This window comes from Paenibacillus helianthi, from assembly GCF_001909055.1.
Classification (GTDB): Bacteria; Bacillota; Bacilli; order Paenibacillales; family Paenibacillaceae; genus Paenibacillus_AQ; species Paenibacillus_AQ helianthi.
This window is the reverse complement of sequence record NZ_LVWI01000031.1, coordinates 34,412-52,452: the sequence shown is the minus strand read 5'-3', so window position 1 is coordinate 52,452 and position 18,041 is coordinate 34,412. Positions and strand designations below refer to the sequence as shown.

At 50.9% G+C, this 18,041-nt stretch carries 15 protein-coding genes; 4 read left to right on the top strand and 11 right to left on the bottom strand.

Annotated features, from left to right (window positions below; translation table 11 throughout):
• Positions 1-222 precede the first annotated feature (222 nt).
• From A3844_RS08155 to A3844_RS08110, 10 genes are all read right to left on the bottom strand, one after another.
• Positions 223-1,695: a nicotinate phosphoribosyltransferase gene (locus A3844_RS08155; RefSeq protein WP_074102829.1), complete on the bottom strand. Its 1,473-nt coding sequence runs from the start codon at positions 1,693-1,695 to the stop codon at positions 223-225.
• Between the two features lie 45 nt (positions 1,696-1,740).
• The gene (locus A3844_RS08150; protein ID WP_074107126.1) at positions 1,741-2,283 is read right to left on the bottom strand and encodes a cysteine hydrolase family protein; all 543 of its coding nucleotides are present in this window, start codon (positions 2,281-2,283) and stop codon (positions 1,741-1,743) included.
• 13 nt (positions 2,284-2,296) lie between these two features.
• A complete protein-coding gene (locus A3844_RS08145; RefSeq protein WP_371916018.1) occupies positions 2,297-3,067 on the bottom strand; it encodes an NUDIX domain-containing protein in 771 nt (256 codons plus the stop codon).
• 50 nt (positions 3,068-3,117) lie between these two features.
• Positions 3,118-3,570: a YlbF/YmcA family competence regulator gene (locus A3844_RS08140; RefSeq protein ID WP_074086184.1), complete on the bottom strand. Its 453-nt coding sequence runs from the start codon at positions 3,568-3,570 to the stop codon at positions 3,118-3,120.
• 24 nt (positions 3,571-3,594) lie between these two features.
• Positions 3,595-5,202 carry a tRNA (N6-isopentenyl adenosine(37)-C2)-methylthiotransferase MiaB gene (miaB, locus tag A3844_RS08135; protein ID WP_074107173.1) on the bottom strand — a complete coding sequence of 536 codons (1,608 nt, stop codon included), beginning with the start codon at positions 5,200-5,202 and terminating at the stop codon, positions 3,595-3,597.
• Between the two features lie 264 nt (positions 5,203-5,466).
• Positions 5,467-6,561, bottom strand: coding sequence for an NADH:flavin oxidoreductase (locus tag A3844_RS08130; protein WP_074107125.1), 1,095 nt, complete (start codon positions 6,559-6,561; stop codon positions 5,467-5,469).
• A gap of 275 nt (positions 6,562-6,836) precedes the next feature.
• Positions 6,837-7,682, bottom strand: coding sequence for a rhamnulose-1-phosphate aldolase (gene rhaD / locus A3844_RS08125; RefSeq protein WP_074086182.1), 846 nt, complete (start codon positions 7,680-7,682; stop codon positions 6,837-6,839).
• A 56-nt stretch (positions 7,683-7,738) separates the two neighbouring features.
• Positions 7,739-8,995, bottom strand: a complete 1,257-nt coding sequence (rhaA, locus tag A3844_RS08120) for an L-rhamnose isomerase (RefSeq protein WP_074086181.1) — start codon at positions 8,993-8,995, stop codon at positions 7,739-7,741.
• Between the two features lie 102 nt (positions 8,996-9,097).
• Entirely contained in the window at positions 9,098-10,561 is a 1,464-nt protein-coding gene (gene rhaB, locus A3844_RS08115) for a rhamnulokinase (RefSeq protein WP_074107124.1), read from the bottom strand.
• Between the two features lie 26 nt (positions 10,562-10,587).
• Positions 10,588-11,739 carry an iron-containing alcohol dehydrogenase gene (locus A3844_RS08110; RefSeq protein ID WP_074107123.1) on the bottom strand — a complete coding sequence of 384 codons (1,152 nt, stop codon included), beginning with the start codon at positions 11,737-11,739 and terminating at the stop codon, positions 10,588-10,590.
• A 362-nt stretch (positions 11,740-12,101) separates the two neighbouring features.
• Here A3844_RS08110 and A3844_RS08105 point away from each other — a divergent pair, with 362 nt between their 5' ends.
• Entirely contained in the window at positions 12,102-12,857 is a 756-nt protein-coding gene (locus A3844_RS08105; protein ID WP_074086178.1) for a DeoR/GlpR family DNA-binding transcription regulator, read from the top strand.
• Between the two features lie 110 nt (positions 12,858-12,967).
• Here the strand turns inward: A3844_RS08105 and A3844_RS08100 are convergent, their stop codons facing one another.
• On the bottom strand, positions 12,968-14,257 hold the full coding sequence (locus tag A3844_RS08100; protein ID WP_074102824.1) for an L-cysteine desulfidase family protein: 1,290 nt from the start codon (positions 14,255-14,257) through the stop codon (positions 12,968-12,970).
• A 319-nt stretch (positions 14,258-14,576) separates the two neighbouring features.
• Here A3844_RS08100 and fdhD point away from each other — a divergent pair, with 319 nt between their 5' ends.
• From fdhD to hydG, 3 genes are all read left to right on the top strand, one after another.
• Positions 14,577-15,395 (top strand): formate dehydrogenase accessory sulfurtransferase FdhD, encoded by an 819-nt coding sequence (fdhD, locus tag A3844_RS08095; protein WP_074103203.1) that lies wholly within the window; start codon positions 14,577-14,579, stop codon positions 15,393-15,395.
• A gap of 78 nt (positions 15,396-15,473) precedes the next feature.
• Positions 15,474-16,571, top strand: a complete 1,098-nt coding sequence (hydE, locus tag A3844_RS08090) for a [FeFe] hydrogenase H-cluster radical SAM maturase HydE (RefSeq protein ID WP_083606759.1) — start codon at positions 15,474-15,476, stop codon at positions 16,569-16,571.
• Positions 16,572-16,613: 42 nt separating this feature from the next.
• Positions 16,614-18,029: a [FeFe] hydrogenase H-cluster radical SAM maturase HydG gene (gene hydG / locus A3844_RS08085; RefSeq protein ID WP_074107122.1), complete on the top strand. Its 1,416-nt coding sequence runs from the start codon at positions 16,614-16,616 to the stop codon at positions 18,027-18,029.
• Positions 18,030-18,041 lie beyond the last annotated feature (12 nt).

Genomic DNA, 18,041 nt, shown 5'->3' with positions numbered 1-18,041 from the left:
AAAACTCCAACCATCTGATAATTTGAAAATAAGAACATAATTAATATATTATTCCAATCCTCTGATGTAAATAGGCAGATTGTCCTATGGAATAAATTTACCAGGTAAAGTGTGGATAGCTGAACTGTAGGGAAACTGCTTTTCTACAGGTACAAAAAGGCCGTTCCACAGCAGAAGCTCCACTGCAGGAACGGCCTCGCCGTCATCTCTCACTTTTGGATATTAGCTCATTTCATCATTCGGGTCCGGCATCAAATGCTCCGCAATCAGCTGCTGCTTGCGGGTCCATACCTGCTCACTGAGATTCACGCGGTATACTTCGGGATTCAGCTTGCGGAGATACTCCGGCCAGAATAAATCAATCTGTTCCTGATGATAGCGCCGGATTTCATCCAGATCCGGCAAGGTGTAGGCCTGGAACCCGTTCACAAAGATCGGCTCAAGCATCGGCATGGCCTTATATTTCTCCACATACTTCTGCAGATAGGGATGCAGCGGGTTGAACAGCTTCAGGCGGGCACCGCTCTGCGGCTCTTTCTCCCCGGGGAAGCTGATATAGTCAGCAAGAGCTTTGCCTTTGGGCCCAATGATCCGGAAAACTTCTTTTTTGCCTGGTGTGGATACTTTCTCCGGGTTGGATGAAATCTTGATCGTCGGGACCATTTCACCGGAAGGCGATTCAATTTCGACAAGTTTGTATACACCGCCCAAGGATGGCTGATCCGAAGCCGTGATGAGTTGTGTGCCGACACCCCAAGTATCAATGGCCGCTCCCTGAGATTTCAGGTTCATAATCGTATTTTCATCCAGATCATTGGAGGCTACGATCTTCACGTAGTCCAGTCCGGCTTCATCCAGCATTTTGCGCGCCTGGATGGACAAATAAGCCAAGTCACCGCTGTCCAGCCGGATGCCATTCATCCGCTTGCCTGCCGCTTCCAGCTTCTTAGCCGTATTGATCGCATGCGGCACACCGCTGCGCAGCGTATCGAACGTATCCACCAGCAAAGTAACGCCATCTGGCATCACCTTGGCATAAGCATCGAAGGCTTCCTGCTCGCTGGCAAAGCTCTGTACCCAGGAATGGGCATGGGTTCCCTTTGTGGGAATACCGAACTTCTTGCCGGCCAGCATATTCGAGGTTGCATGGAAGCCCCCGATATAAGCTGCCCGTGCGCCCCATACAGCTGCATCTGCTTCCTGCGCACGCCGTGTGCCGAACTCCAGCAGGGTATCCTTCGGAGCCACCTGCTTAATCCGCGAGGCCTTTGTGGCAATCAGAGTCTGGTAGTTCATAAAGTTCAGAATAGCTGTTTCTACCAGTTGCGCCTCCATGATCGTCCCCTCGACGCGGACAAGAGGCTCATCCGGGAAAACCAGGGCACCCTCCTTCATGGAATGTATGCTGCCCTGGAAATGGAACTGCAGCAGCTCTTCGAGAAAAGCAGGTGCATAATTCTCTTCCTGCTCCGACAGGTAGCGGATATCATCCTCCGTAAAACGCAACTCGGCGATATACTGGGTAATGCGCTCCAGCCCGGCGAATACGGCGAAGCCGTTACCGAAAGGAAGCTTGCGGAAATAGGCTTCAAACACCGCCCGGCGCTTATGGCTTCCGTTCACCCAATGGGCGTACATCATATTGATTTGATATTTGTCTGTATGTAGAGCAAGTTCTCTCCTCAAAATCCTCATCTCCTAGCTTTTCGCTGGTGCTTTCTATAAATGGTGAATAAGCGGTTATTCTGCTGCCACTACGTTCGCTCCGAGGCTTCCGCTGAAATGTCCAAGCGCCCAGGCATGCCCTTCCGGATTGAAGCTGGCCACCGCATCCTTGTGAACGACAATACTGAAGCCCTTGTTATAGGCATCCACTGCCGTATGCAGGACACAGATATCTGTACATACTCCGGTCAGGTGCAGTTCGGTAATCCCCCGTTCACGCAGCTTCTGTTCGAGATCCGTACCGCAAAAGGCGCTGTAACGCGTTTTGTCCATCCAGTATATTAAATCCTGATTCTGATCGTATACGTGTTTCAGACTGCCGTATAGCTCACGCCCCCCGGTACCCCGCAGATTATGCGGCGGAAACAGCTTGCTCTCCGGATGATAGGGATCATTCTCCTCATGCAGATCGACAGCCATCACCACGTAATCCCCATTATCCACAAACATCTGTGTAAGCTCACTAATCCGTGGTGCGATATCCATACCGGGCTGCCCCACGGGCAGACTGCCGTCCACAAAATCATTGGTGAAGTCAATTACGATCAAGGCTCTCATTTCCCTATCCCTCCTAGGTATAGATTGATAACAAAGGCTCATGATCCGTGAACATGTAGAGCTGAGCCGGACGCTGCGAATACTGGTTGGAGCTGACCGGATTGCCGGCTTCATCCCGTACTTCTTTTAATATGCCCTGACGGCTGCGGGTTGAAGTGATTTTGCGGATAAAATTGGGCTCTTTGAATTCAGGTACGACAGTCTGGATCACCTGATACAGTTCACTTAGTGTGAAGTGACGCGGCAGAAACTGCCTGGCAATCGTCGTCTGCAGCATTTGCTGCTGAATCCGCAGATAGGCATCCGAAATAATGTCATGATGGTCAAAAGCAAGCTCAAGCTCCTCAAGCGCTTCCTGCAGCGTGAACAGCCCAACCTCATCCGCATCATCGGAAGCTTGTCTATGCTCCAGCATCCATTCTTCCACCAGCGCAAAGAAAGCATGGCTGATGATCCATCCGCGCGGATCGCGTCCGGGCTTGCTGTAGACACCCAGATATTCCAAATGTCCGCCGTCCACACCGGTTTCTTCCTTCAGCTCACGGGTCGCGGCATCATAGATGGACTCATCTTCCTGGCAAAAGCCGCCCGGCAGCGCCCACATCCCGGCACACGGCCATTTTTTGCGTTTCACGAGCATGACCTTTAGTTCACGCAGCGGAAGCGTCTTGGTCACGGTCTTCCGCTCGCGTTTGGTCAGGGTAAACATGACAATATCGGCCGGAACACCGTCCGGTGTGCGGTATTTTTTGACGTTATAGGTTTGTTCCCCGTTCTCACTCACAATGAATCATCCTTTGCCGCAGCTTATTTAATAAGTGGTCTATTCTTGATTTAGTCACCACAGGTCGAAGGAGGTGCTTCGGTACCCGCTTCTACATTGATTTTCTCTGAAACGGTGTCCCGGATCACAGAAATGACGAGCTGCAGCAGATAGTTAATGTCGCTCTGGCTTTGCTGGAACTCATTCACGACCGGAATTCCGTCGATCTCATCCTGCAGGACTTCAATTTCGCGTTCGATTTTGGCGACCATTTCCTTGTTCTTGAAGCTTTCAAAAGCCACAATCTCTTTCTGCTTCTTCTTGATTGTAGCGATGAGGCTTTGCACCCGTTCATGATTCTGTATCTTCTGCTCAGCCTGCTGGAAATGCTTTACTTCTTCACTGGTGGAAATGAGCGAGGCAAGCTCCTTGGCTTTGCCCATAATATCCTCTCGCACAATCAGGTCACGGGTATTGTAGGTGTTCATTCCGTATTGGTTCACACGCGGTTCTTCCTGGCTCATTTCTATCGCCCCATTCCTCTATGATTATAGAATTGCCGCAGCTTCAGCTACACAATCCCCTTTGATGTACCATGTCTTCGTATCGGTAATTCTAACGTGAACAAAGGTTCCGATCCATTCCTTCGGCCCTTCAAAATGCACCAGTTTGTTGGCGCGGCTGCGTCCGGACAGCACATTCGAATTGTTCTTGCTCTCGCCTTCCACCAGCACCTCGACGATCTCGCCAAGCATCCGGTCATTGCTGTCCCGGCTCTGCTCCTTGATCAGATCATTCAACCGCTGCAGGCGTTCGCTCTTCACCTCAGGCGTTACATTGTCCTCCATGGAAGCTGCCGGTGTTCCTTCCCGCGGAGAATAAATGAAAGTATATGCCATATCATAGCCCACTTCGCGCACCAGGGACAGTGTATCCCCGAACTGCTCTTCGGTTTCACCAGGGAAGCCGACAATAATATCCGTAGTCAGCACGGCATTCGGCACGCTGGCCTTGATTTTCCGGACAAGCTCCAGATACGATTCGCGGCTGTATTTCCGGCTCATTTTCTTCAGCACCTCGGTACTACCCGACTGTACCGGCAGATGGATATGCTCTGTCAGATTCCCGCCTTTGCCGAGCACTTCAATTAATTTATCGTCAAAATCGCGGGGGTGCGATGTCATGAAGCGGATGCGAGGAATATCGATCTTCCGCATATCATCCATCAGGTCCCCGAATGTATAGTCTATATCGGTAAAATCCTTGCCGTAGGCATTAACATTCTGGCCTAGCAATGTTACTTCCTTAAAACCTTGCCGTGCCAGCTCCCGCATCTCACCGATTACATCTTCAGGACGGCGGCTGCGCTCCTTGCCCCGCGTAAACGGTACAATGCAATAGGTACAGAACTTGTCGCAGCCATACATGATGTTCACCCAAGCACGCATGCCCTCCCGCTTCTTGGGAAGGTTCTCAATAATGTCGCCTTCCTTGGACCAGACCTCTACGACGAGTTCTTTACTAAAGTACGCTTCCTTCACAAGCTGCGGCAGGCGGTGGATGTTATGGGTACCGAAAATCATATCCACAAATCCATGCTTGGACATTATCCGGTTGACCACACCTTCCTCCTGCGACATGCAGCCGCAGACACCAAGCAAGAGACCCGGTTTCTCCAGCTTCAGATTCTTCAGGTGTCCAAGCTCGCCGAATACCTTATCTTCCGCATTCTCCCGGATGGCGCAGGTGTTCAGCAGAATGATATCCGCCAGATTACGGTCCTCGGTGCCGAGGTAACCCATCTGCTCCAGGAGCCCCTTCATCGTTTCAGTGTCATGCTCATTCATCTGGCAGCCGTAGGTGGCTATGGAGTAATAATGCTGCTTGTGCTGGTTGATCTCTCTGAATTCTTCCATAATCCGGTTCGTTTCCGTGTTCTCGAAGTCAATGACCTCAATTTCCTGCTTGCCCCGGCGTTTGCCTTCCTTGTAATCCGGGTTGGAATTGATCTGAACAGTACGGCCCTTGATCCGGTAAGTTGTTTTGCCTTCTTCTTCACTGATGACTTTGGCATCAGAAAAATCAAAATATTTCGAGTAATCCTTCGAACCACCCTTGCCGGATTTTAAGTCCGGTGAGTTATTCCCTATTGTCATGGTTTCACGTCCTTTATTCATGAAGCCCTACACCATCTGCAAGGCTGATATGGTAATGCTCAAGTAAAAATTATAGCATAAATCATCCATTCCGGTAATCAGCGGGTCAAGTGGAAACGGCTTCGCCGTCCTTTTTTAAGGACGGCACCGTTTCAGCGAGAAAGAGAAGGATAATTTATAGCGTGAAACATATAAATTCTTATCTTTTAACAGAAAAAACCGCCCTGACCAGGGCGGCTACATATTCAGTATATCCTAATCACTTTAATATAGAGTCTTCGTCGCTTCGGAAGTAAAAGCAATAATCTCGTCTGTTCTGCCGCTCTGTACCTTTGCAGGCCAGGCAGGATCACTGATAAGAGCTCTGCCAACGGCCACTAGATCGAACTCAGCATTTTCCAATTTCTCCAGCAGACGTTCGATATTATCTTCATCATTTCTTTCGGTAACTGCGGTTACAAACTCACTGTTCAAACCTACAGAACCAACAGTAATTGTTGGTTTCCCGGTGATTTTCTTCGTCCAGCCCGCCAGATTCAGCTCGGAGCCCTCAAATTCCGGCAGCCAGAAGCGGCGCGTCGAGCAGTGGAAAATATCCACACCGGCATTGCTGAGCGGAGTGAGGAAACGGGCAAGCTCATCCGGTGTCTGCGCCAGCTTGGCGGAGTAGTCCCCGCTCTTCCACTGCGAAAAACGGAGAATGATTGGGAAATCCGGACCGACCGCACGGCGGCAGGCATCGATGATTTCAACGGCAAATGTCGTCCGTGCTTCCAGATCGCCGCCGTACTCATCCGTCCGTTTGTTGGTTTTTTCCCAGAAAAATTGGTCGATCAGGTAGCCGTGTGCACCATGCAGCTCAATTCCGTCAAAGCCTGCTGCTTGGGCATCAGCAGCAGCCCGGGCGAAGGCAGCGACAATCCCGTCAATTTCCTGCTTGGTCATAGGTTCCGTAATCTGCTCACCGGCCAGGTCCAGTCCGGAGGGGCCAACCGGCAGTGCATCTACATTCGGTAATTGGCCAACGGAGCGGGCCATGCCGACATGCCAGAGTTGGGGAACGATCTTGCCGCCAGCGGCATGAACCTCTTCCACCACTTTTGCCCAGCCTTTAAGAGAGGCTTCACCATGAAAGTTCGGGATATTCTGGTGGCTGACCGCTGACGGATGGTTGATCGCCGTCCCTTCGGTAATGATCAGGCCCACTCCGCCTTCAGCACGGCGGCGGTAATAGGCAGCAACATCTTCACCAGGAACGCCATTAGGCGAATACACACGGGTCATAGGTGCCATTACGATACGATTGGTGAGGGACAAGCCTCCTGCTTGAAAAGGAGCAAACAATTTATCAGTGTTCATATTCAGCCTCCGTTAATTAATATAATTGCTCATGCGGTAACCCGCCGTCTTGTTAAGGACGATGAATTACCGCGAGAAATAGAAGGATGATTATAGCGTGGAACGTATTGATCCTTATATTTTAAGTAAGCATATTATGCCTCTTGTCATGCTTAAAAGCAAACGGAGTGCCTGCAGGATTCCCTGCACACAAAAAAAGCCGGCCACAGGAGTTCACTGCTAGTGACCGGTTCAAGTTTCAGATAAAATGAAAAACTCCCTGATTCATAAGAATTCTATAATTCTAATATTCCTGCTTTTGGCGTTACGCGGAAGGCTGCAGCCAAATCAGCCAGCTGCCGGTCCGTAATCTTCTGTTTGATTTCTCTGCCGCCAATCAGGTTATAGACGATTGCCGCTTTTTCGATCGTTTCCACGAGCCCGAAGGTAGCGTCCATAGTGGCACCGGTGACAAAAATGCCGTGCTGCGGCCAGATCACCACGCGATATTCTTTCATTTTGTCGGCGGTAGCCCGGCCGATTTCACTGCTGCCCGGAACGATCCAAGGAATGACACTGACACCATCCGGGAAGACAACCAGACATTCAGTGCACATTTCCCAGAGGGTTTTGGTGAATTTCAGCTCATCCAGATCATGGGTGAAGGTCATGGCGATTACATTCGTAGCATGAGTATGCAGCACAATGCGGTGCGTAGGATCGACCTTCAGACGTTCAATATGGCTCATGAAATGCGAAGCCAGCTCACTGGTCGGTACTGCGCCGTCACGAAGGCCCCACAGGACTTCAACACTCTCTCCGCTATCACTGACACGAAGGACGCCGAGATTCGCTTCCGGATCCTTGATCACATTGCGGAAGTATTTGCCCGAACCGGTAACGATAAAATATTTTCCAGCCAGCTCCTGTACCGGAAAAGTCAGCTTAATCGTCCGCAAAGACTCACGGATGTTGATATATTTCGCTACCTCTTCCTCATCCAGCAGGTAACTCACGTTACCGCCGTTCAGCTCATCCCAGCCGAGCGACCACATGTGATGGGTAATTTCCGACATCTCCCGGATAAACGGTGCTTCTATACCGGCAATATAGCCTTTGGACTCAATTACGGATGTATTCATATGTTTTCTCTCCTTTGTATGCATTGCTAGCGTAGCCCATAACTTCGGATCAGCCGTTATCTAGCAGACAACACTTCCTGCTCATAGCTCTTCACTTCAGCCAGCCATTGTTCGCGTACAGGTGTATTCTGCGAAGCGCAGTAATAATCCCAGACAGCACCGAATGGATAAGACTTGAATTCTTCGACCAGGGCCAGACGGGAGGTATAGTCTCCTGCCAGCTCGATAGCCTTTAGCTCTGCCACCGGCTCCAGCATGGCGCGCAAGAGCGCCTTGATGGTATTGCGTGTGCCAATAACCCATGCAGCGATATGATTGATGCTGCCGTCAAAGAAATCCAGGCCGATATTCGTGCGGCCCAGCAAATCCCCGCGAACGAGCTCGCGTGCGATTTCAAGCAGCTCATCATCCATAGTGACTACATGGTCGCTGTCCCAGCGGACCGGGCGGCTGACATGCAGCAGAAGTTGTTCGCTGAACATCAGAATGGAGGACAATTTATTGGAGATCACTTCTGTCGGATGGAAATGTCCGGCATCCAGGCAGATCGCCTTGCCGCGGGTCAATCCATAGCCCATATAGAATTCATGAGATCCAACCACATAACTCTCCGAACCAATTCCGAACAGCTTGCTCTCTACCGCATCGATGTTGTACTTAGGATCAATCTCTTCACTGAATACCTCATCGAGGGATTCCTTCAGCCGAATGCGCGGGGACAGACGGTCTACCGGAGTATCCTTGTAACCGTCCGGTACCCAGAAGTTCGTCACACAGGTCTGTCCTAGCTCGCGGCCAAAATATTCGGAAATCTTGCGAGAAGCCTTGCAGTGCTTGATCCAGAAGCTGCGGATTTCCTCATCCGCGTGGCTTAAGGTGAAGCCGTCTGCCGCTTTGGGATGGGAGAAGCAGGTTGGATTGAAATCCAGACCCAGCCCCTGTTCCTTTGCCCAGTCGACCCAAGGTGCAAAATGGCGCGGTTCCAGCTCATCCAGATCCACCTGTTCATCCGTATCAGCGTAGATGGCATGCAGATTCACCTTGTGTTTGCCCGGAATCAGCGACAAGGCCTTTTCCAAATCCTTACGCAGCTCATCCGGTGTACCGGCACGGCCAGGGTAACTGCCGGTTACAGCAATCCCCCCGCTCAGCTCCTTGTCTTTGAATAGAAATCCTTTGACGTCATCCCCTTGCCAGCAGTGGAGTGAAATTTTGATCTGTGCAAGCTTCTCCAAAACCTCATCCACGTTGATTCCATGGGCTGCATATAATTTTTGGGCTTCGTGATAACTGTTGATGATGCTCTGATCCATGCTGTAACCTCCTAAAAGTTTTGTGAGCATCCGCTCCCTGATTTCACTTCATATAAAATGGCTTCGAAAACAAAAACCGGTCATGTGGTGATCATGCACTGCCTAAAGGACATCGGGTGCACGAAGGGCCTCCCAGCGCTCCAGCAGATGTTGCAGCTCAGGGACCGGTTGAGGGGTATAAGATACAATCGGAAAAGAGTTCCCGATGATCTCTCTGGCTTCAGCTATATGGGCCACACTGCCCTCATGAATCAGCTGAACCGCGAGATTCCCCAGTGCTGTCGACTCTGTCGGACCCGCCAGCACTTCCCTGCCGATAACGTTGGCGGTCAGCTGGCACAGCAGTCCGTTATTCGCACCGCCGCCTACGATTTGCAGCACCTCAACCGCCGTTCCCGTCAGAGCTTCAAGCTCCTGCAGATAACTCCCGTAAGACAAGGCCAGGCTGTCAAATATACAGCGGGCAAGCTGTCCCGGTGTCTGCGGCTCAGGCTGGCCGCTCTCCACACAAGCGGCACGGATTTCCTCAATCATATGATCCGGATTCAGGAACCGCGGATCGTTGCAGGGAATCAGACTGCGGAAGCCTTCGGCTTCCCCGGCAAGCCGGGCCAGCTCGGCGAAGCTGTAGCGTTCGCCGTCCAATCTGCGCACCTCCTGGATCAGCCACAGTCCCATGATGTTTTTAAGGAAACGGTAGGTGCCGAAGGCTCCCCATTCATTGGTGTAATTGGCTGCCATCGCTAGCGGATTGTTAATCGGCTGGTCAAGCTCCACGCCCAGCAGCGACCAGGTACCGCTGCTAATGTAAGCTGATGATCGGCCCTTTTGCACGGGTACACCAAGCACTGCAGATGCAGTGTCATGGGTAGCTGCACAAATCAGTTGGCACCGGGGCAGATCATACCGGCTTACAAGCTGCTCCCGGATATAACCGAGGCTCTCACCCGGAGCTGTCAGTACAGCAAACTGCTCTCTACGCAAATGTAAAAGGGACAGCAGTTCCGAGTCAAAATCACCAGTCTGCAAATTTAGCAATTGAGTGGTCGAGGCATTGGTCACCTCATTGATCTTCCGTCCGCCTAATCTATAGTAGAGATAATCCGGCACCAGCAGAATTTGTTCTGCTGCGGCCCGTTCATTTCGGTCATGGGCATACAGTTGGTATAGCGTATTAAAGGTTAATTGCTGAATCCCTGTTTTGGCATAAACCGTCTCCGGCGGAATGAGCGCAGCCACTTCCTCCATCATTCCTTCCGTCCGGCAATCCCGGTACGCATACACCTCCTGGATGCGGTTGCCTTCCGCGTCCAGGAGCACATAATCCACCGCCCAGGTATCGATGCCTAACGTGCACTCTGTAATGCCGTGTGCCGTGGCTTTCTGTAGACCCGTAATAATCTGGTCGAATAAATAATCAATGTCCCAGAAGCAGGAGCCTTCGTGCTCGGTGAATCCATTACTGAACCGGTGGAGCTCTTCCAGAGTCAGGATACCATCCCTGAGGGTCCCAAGCACAAGCCGGCCGCTGGAGGCGCCAATATCGACGGCGATATGTTTGTTCATAGAAGCTCTCCTTACTAAATGTTGTACTAGAGAATTTTGCGGAACAGGGCAATTACTTCTTCTTTGGTAGGTATAAAAGGATTACCAGGTGCGCAGGCATCCTTCATCGAGTTCTCAGCGAGCAGATCCAGATCAACTTCATCTACGCCAAGCTCAGACAATTTGGACGGGATGCCCACTTCCCTGGACAGCGCCTTGATGGATTCAATGACGAATGCCGCACATTCCTGATCGGTTTTGCCTTCAACCTGCAGTCCAATGGCTTTGGCAATACTTCTGAATTTCTCTGGTACATGTTTTGCATTTTCTTCTTCCACATATGGCAGCAGCATTGCATTGCATACACCGTGGGGCAGATCATATACGCCGCCCAGCTGATGCGCCATCGCATGCACGTAGCCGAGACCCGCATTATTGAAGGCCAGACCGCCCAGGAAAATGGCATAGACCATTTGCTCCCTCGCTTCAATATCATGTCCGTTCTTCACGGTCCGCGCCAGATTGGCGAAGATCAGCTCCACCGCAGCCAGTGCGGTAGCATCAGTTACCGGATAGGCTCCAGGCGTAACCAGCGCTTCGATCGCATGGGTGAGCGCATCCATTCCTGTCGCGGCGGTAAGCGCGGCTGGTTTGTCGATCATCAGCTCGGGATCATTCACTGAAATGGTAGCGATGCTGTTTTTGTCGACCATAACCATCTTCACTTTGCGTTCTTCATCGGTAATTACGTAATTAATAGTGACTTCGGCAGAAGTACCGGCGGTTGTATTGACAGCTACGATTGGCAGAGATTTATGTTTGGATTTATGCACGCCTTCGTATTCCTTGATATGCCCGCCATTGGTGGCAATAATTCCAATCGCTTTGGCAGTATCCTGCGGTGAGCCGCCGCCGATGGAGATCAGATAATCACAGCCCTGAACGTTCAGAAAATCCACACCGTCATGGACATTTTTGCACGTTGGATTAGGTTTGACTTCATCATAGAGGGCATATTGAATCCCCGCTTCATCCAGTACAGCCAGCAATTTGCCAGCAATGCCGCTCTTGACCAGAAATTTGTCGGTAACCACAAGCGCCTTCTTCAAATTCAATTCCTGAATGTAAGGACCAATATCCTTCAGACAGCCTTTACCCATAATGTTGGTGGACGGAACATAATAGACATGAGTACTCATTGATTGACCAGCCTCCCAGGCAATTTGTTATAACGGTGTTATTCGGATTAATGTTCTTCTTCGCAAGCCTCAAGCTATATGCCGTCTTTGGCAACTCAAGCTGGTCTCTGAGCATATCAGCCGACCGGTACTGGCGCCACTCCAAAAGGTATCGCTTACAGTCAGAGCATTAACATCCTCATCGTATCTTCACAAATCTTTGTTGTCAACAAATAAAATATATATAATGTTGTTTTTATTTGTTTAATGTCTGTTTTGCGAAGAAACACATATATAACACCTGTGGTTTTCGTTTATTTTCTTGCAAAACACAGATACTTAAGTCTATAGTTAGACCATATCGTTCCGGAAAGGGGATACATATGCTGGCTGCCGAAAGACGCAAGAAAATCATAGATCTTGTACATCAGGATAAACGGGTCCTCGTCTCCGATCTCAGCCGGATGTTCGAGGTAACCGAGGAAACGATCCGCAGGGACCTGGAAAAGCTGGAGAAAGACGGCATTCTAAGCCGGACTTATGGCGGTGCAATGCTGAACAGGCATACGAATGAGGACCTGCCTTTTGTGACGCGCAATGCGCTCAACACCGATATCAAACGAAATATTGCGCTTAAAGCGCTGGACCTGATTAATGATGGGGATACATTGATGGTCGACCCCAGCTCTACCTCTTTTGAATTTCTGAAGCTGCTGGGCAACAAAAACAATCTGACGATCATCACCAATTCCATTAATATTCTGCATGAGTTCGCGAACTCCGGCCTGAATATCATTTCCTCCGGCGGTTCACTGCGCCACCGTTCACTATCGCTGGTCGGGCCGGTCGCCCATGATACCATCCAGCGCTATAATGTGGATACCGCAGTCATTAGCTGCAAAGGCATTGATATGGAGCGGGGAATTACCGATTCCAATGAACCCGAGTGTGAGTTGAAGAAACACATGCTCCGTCAGGCGGAAAGGGTTGTGCTGCTTGCCGACCATACCAAGTTTGACAAAACCGCCTTCACAAGGCTGGTTGCACTTGGCAGTATAGATGTGCTGATTACGGACCGCAGACCTGCAGATCCTTGGCTGAAGCGGCTTGCCGAAGAGAATATCGAGGTATTGTATTAAAAAGACCGCCCGGTCCCCTGTGTTTACTGCGCAGGGAACCGGGCGGTTTTGTATTTAAGTATGAAAACGTATGTTTTATTCGGGGATGGTATGGATTGTAAATTATACAGCTACAGCACTCCGCCTTTGGAGAGCATGATGTTCAAGATTGTAGCATCGGTATCCGCAAGGCCTTCCTGAACCAGACGCTCCATGTTGCGGATCGTGTCTTCCACCTCTTCAAAGATAACCCCATCCTTCGTCGTTGGCCCAATGTTGTTCATTGCCAGCGTAGCTGCCTGAATAGCCGCATTGGTAGAGGTGGAGATTTTGAGCGCACAGGTTGATTTGGCCCCATCGCAGATCATGCCTGAAAGAGACGCGATGGTATTCTGTATCCCAAACTTAATCTGGGCAAGACTTCCGCCCATAAGATAGAGAATTCCGCTGTTCGCTCCTACTCCGCCGGCAATCCCTGAACCGCATAGCGGCGATAGCCGCCCGATGTAATGCTTAATATGGACAGTAACCAGATTGCTCAGCGCAAGCGCCCGGGCCAGCATTTCCTCATCCTTGCCCAGCAGCTCTGCCAAAGCAATCACAGGAAGCGTGCAGGCGATGCCCTGGTTACCGCTGCCTGCCGTAGTCATTACCGGCATTGCGCTGCCGTCCATCCTCGCATCGGAGGCGGCAGCCGTCGCGGCGATGATTTTGCTTGCCACATCATTGCCGAACAAGTTCACCGCCGATTGCTGGCTCATTTTCTTGCCCACCTGCAAGCCGTAATCCCCGCGCAATCCTTCATCGGATATAGCTTTGTTCATTCTGGCTCCTTCCAGAAGAAAATGGATATCCTGGAAAGGAACGTTGCGGACAAACTCAAAGATGCCTTCAACAGAACCCGCATACGTCTCGGAATCCGACCGTCCGGGTTTGCCGCAATCTGCCTTGGACTTGGCCGGTGTGATTTTCTCCCCATCCAGTGCCAGAAAATCTATATGAGTATGTTCTCCGGCAATAATGGCAGTCGCCATATGGTTCCGCGAATATACCTGGGCTTCAATATACAACTTCTCAGGTGTAACCTTCAGCTCTACTTCAAGGAGTCCCCGTTCTAGCAGATCATTAGCCAGCTTCAATTCGGCCGGATTCAGGCCTGACAAGATCTCGAGCTTTTTGTGGGAACGGCCCACCACCGCTCCGAGTGCTGCTGCGATCGGGAGTCCGGTCTGACCTGTACCGGGAATGCCCACACCCATCGCGTTCTTAATGATATTCCCGCTGAGCTGCAGCCGGATTGCCGTGATATCTTCCTCAAGAAGCTCTGCCGCCAAGGAGACAGCATATGCAACCGCAATCGGCTCGGTACAGCCTTCGGCCGGTACGACTTCTTTGCGCAAAATCTCCAATAAGCTGGCCATTTATGCTTTCACCCTTCTCTCTAGTTGTACAAGTTATTTCTTAATAGTATATCAGAGGGCAGCGCCAGGGAACCCCCTTTTCTTGTCCTTCAGTATACAAAGCAAGAGGAAGGCTGGTCCACAAGCTGTCGGGAAAGCGGCGAACCCCCGGAAATCCTGCTTGCAGCAAGTGAACAATTAACATAAATCCATTGAATGTGAAATCTGAAATTGACAGGATTTTGGAAAAGTGTTGTAGTAGGATAGAGCGATATAGTAATTTTTAACATTTTAAGTTATTTTTTATATTATTAAAATTAAATATATATGGAGGATGACAATGGAACAGCCATCGGAGCAGCATGGAAGCATCATCCGCTACCGCAGCGGCAGGCTCACCCGGGAAGAAGATACTATTGTGACAGAGCATCCGGTAACGGTCAAAATCAACGGCGAGGAATTTGTTACCCTGGTCTGCACACCAGAATATATCGAGGATATGGTTGTCGGTTATTTGGCTTCGGAAGGCATGATCCGGGGAATTCAGGATATTCAGCAGCTGTGGACGCAGGAAGAGGAAGGCTATGTGCATGTGACTACGGACCGCTGGAATCCGCTCCACCGACAGCTGTTCGCCAAACGTTATGTCACCTCCTGCTGCGGGTCCAGCCGGCATGGCTTTGTCTATGTGAATGATGCCCGTACGGCTAAAAGCAAACCCGGCGTTCATATTACACTGACTTTCAGAGATTGTTTTCGCCTGATGGATGAAGTACTCACCAGTGCAGATTTGTTCCACCGGACAGGAGGCGTGCACTGTGCCGCACTCTGTGATGCTGAAGGAATCCTGCTGGCCCGCAGTGATATCGGCCGCCATAATGCGCTGGATAAAATTTACGGGCACTGTCTCAAAACAGGAATTGACCCCGGAAATAAAATCATCGTCTTCAGCGGCCGTATTTCCTCGGAGATCCTGCTCAAGGCAGCCAAAATCGGCTGCGAGATCATTCTGTCCAAGTCCGCTCCCACGGGACTGGCTGTGGAGCTGGCGGAGCAGCTTGGAATCACAGCGGTAGGCTTTATCCGGCAAAATTCCTGCAATGTGTATACGCATCCCGAGCGGATCAGCGACTTAAGCAAACTGGAAATGAACTTATAAATCATGCAATTTCAAGCATAAAACTCACTGTACTGTAAATTTACTTTTGTTACAATATTTTCAAGTCATGTGCGGCGCATGGTGATCACGAATGGACCGGGGGAGGGATGCTCAACGTACCCGTTATTGGAACAATTAGCGTCTGGTGGATCGTTGGATAAGCAGGAACTGGTAGACCTGCTCAGCCATCTTGGCGGAGATCTCCGAAGGCAACTGTATGATCTGGCCCATGCGGCTAGAATAAGAACCTACGGAAGAGCTGTTTACTTGCGCGGTCTAATCGAATTCTCGAATATATGCAAACAAAACTGTCTTTACTGCGGCCTGCGCTCGGGTAACAAGTCCTTAAGCCGCTACCGTCTGCTGCCGGAAGAGATTCTGAATTGCTGCCGTGAGGGCTATGCCTTGGGCTACCGAACCTTCGTGCTGCAGAGCGGTGAAGATGACTGGTATACCACAGAAAAGCTAGTGCTTCTGATCGCGGCGGTCAAACAGCTGTTCCCGGATGCTGCTCTGACGCTTTCGATTGGCGAGCGGGATGATGAGTGTTACTCAAGGCTGTACGCAGCAGGTGCAGACCGTTTTTTGCTGCGTCATGAAACAGCGTCTGCCAACCTGTACCGCTCCTTCCATCCTACAATGGAGTATGAGAACCGCCAGGACCGCTTGAACGCGTTGCAGAGAATCGGCTATCAGGTTGGAGCGGGATTCATGGTCGGACTGCCTGATCAGACGGCTGCCGATTTAGCGGAGGACCTCTTATATTTGCAGCAGCTGCAGCCGGACATGATCGGTATCGGCCCTTTTTTACCACATCGGGACACGCCATTGAAGGACGAGCTGCCGGGAACCGTAGAGGACACTCTGGATATGATTGCTCTTGCCCGGCTGATGGTGCCGGATGCCCTGATTCCAGCGACTACCGCGATGGGCACCGCCCATCCTAACGGACGCGAGCGGGCGCTGCAGGCAGGGGCAAATGTTTTGATGCCCAATCTCTCACCTATGGCCGTCCGTGCCAAATATATGCTCTACAACAACAAAATCTGTACGGGTGACGAATCCGCCCAATGCAGATTCTGCCTGGAGCAGCGGGTGAAGTCTGCCGGTTTCCATGTCGATATGGGACGCGGCGACAGCTTGAAGCATCTCTCCCGCTCTCTACAGGAACACTAGACGCCCTGATCATTAAAACAATCCAGAAAGAAGTGGATATGAGTGAGCAAGCTAAATGAACGCCAGCCGGCCGATTTTATTCAAGATGATGAGATTCTGGAAGCTTTACAGTATGGGTCGGAAGCTGCTGCTGATTCGCAGATTATAGCCGCAATACTGGAAAAAGCAAAAGCCTGCAAAGGGCTAAGCTCCCGGGAAGCTGCAGTACTTCTCAATGTGGAGGACAAGGAAACGCTGGAGCAGCTGTATCAGGTATCACGGGGCATCAAGGAGCAGATCTACGGCAACCGGATCGTCCTTTTTGCGCCGCTGTATGTCAGCAACTATTGTGTGAATAATTGTGTATACTGCGGGTACAAGCATTCCAACTCGGAGTTTGAACGGAGCCGTCTGAATGCAGCCGAAATTGTTGAAGAGGTCAAGGTGCTGCAATCGCTCGGACATAAAAGGCTGGTACTTGAGGCCGGTGAGGATTCTCGCAACTGCTCCATCGACTATATTATTGATTGCATACGAACCATCTACGACACTAAGCTCGACAACGGCAGCATTCGGCGGATTAACGTCAATATTGCCGCCACTACCGAGGAGGATTACCGTAGACTGGCAGAAGCCGCAATCGGCACCTATATCCTGTTTCAGGAGACGTATCATCGCCCCAGCTACCGGTATTATCATCCTGAAGGCCCTAAAAATGATTATGACTGGCACACAACGGCCATGGACCGGGCTATGCGCGCAGGTATTGATGATGTTGGCATTGGTGTGCTGTATGGCCTTTACGACCACAAGTATGAGACCATTGCCATGCTGAAGCATGCAGAGCATCTGGAGCAGGCCTTCGGCTGCGGACCGCACACAATCTCTGTCCCCCGCCTCCGTGCAGCCGAGAATGTGAACCTGGACAATTACCCCTATCTGGTCAGCGATAGTGATTTCGCCCGAATTGTTGCCGTGCTGAGAATGGCCGTTCCCTATACAGGAATGATTCTCTCTACGCGTGAGGATTCGGAGTTCCGAGATCAGATCATCAAGCTCGGTATTTCGCAGATCAGCGCGGGTTCTGCCACCGGGGTGGGAGCCTATAGCGTCAACAAGAACAAGGAGGATACACCACAGTTCACTGTCGGCGATCACCGTTCACCGATGGAAATTATCAAAAACCTGTGCAAGGACGGTTATGTTCCCAGCTACTGCACTGCCTGCTACAGGGAAGGACGCACAGGCGACCGCTTCATGCAGCTGGCCAAATCGGGCCAGATTCACAATGTCTGTCAGCCGAATTCACTGATGACCTTTCAGGAATACCTGCTCGACTATGCCGATGACGAAATGCGCGCGATTGGCGAGCAGACGATCCGCGAGAATCTGGATCGGATTCCGCGGGAGGGGGTCAGAAAGGCCACCCGGGAGCATCTAGAGCGAATTCATGCTGGCGAACGGGATCTGCGCTTCTAACACAGATGTTGG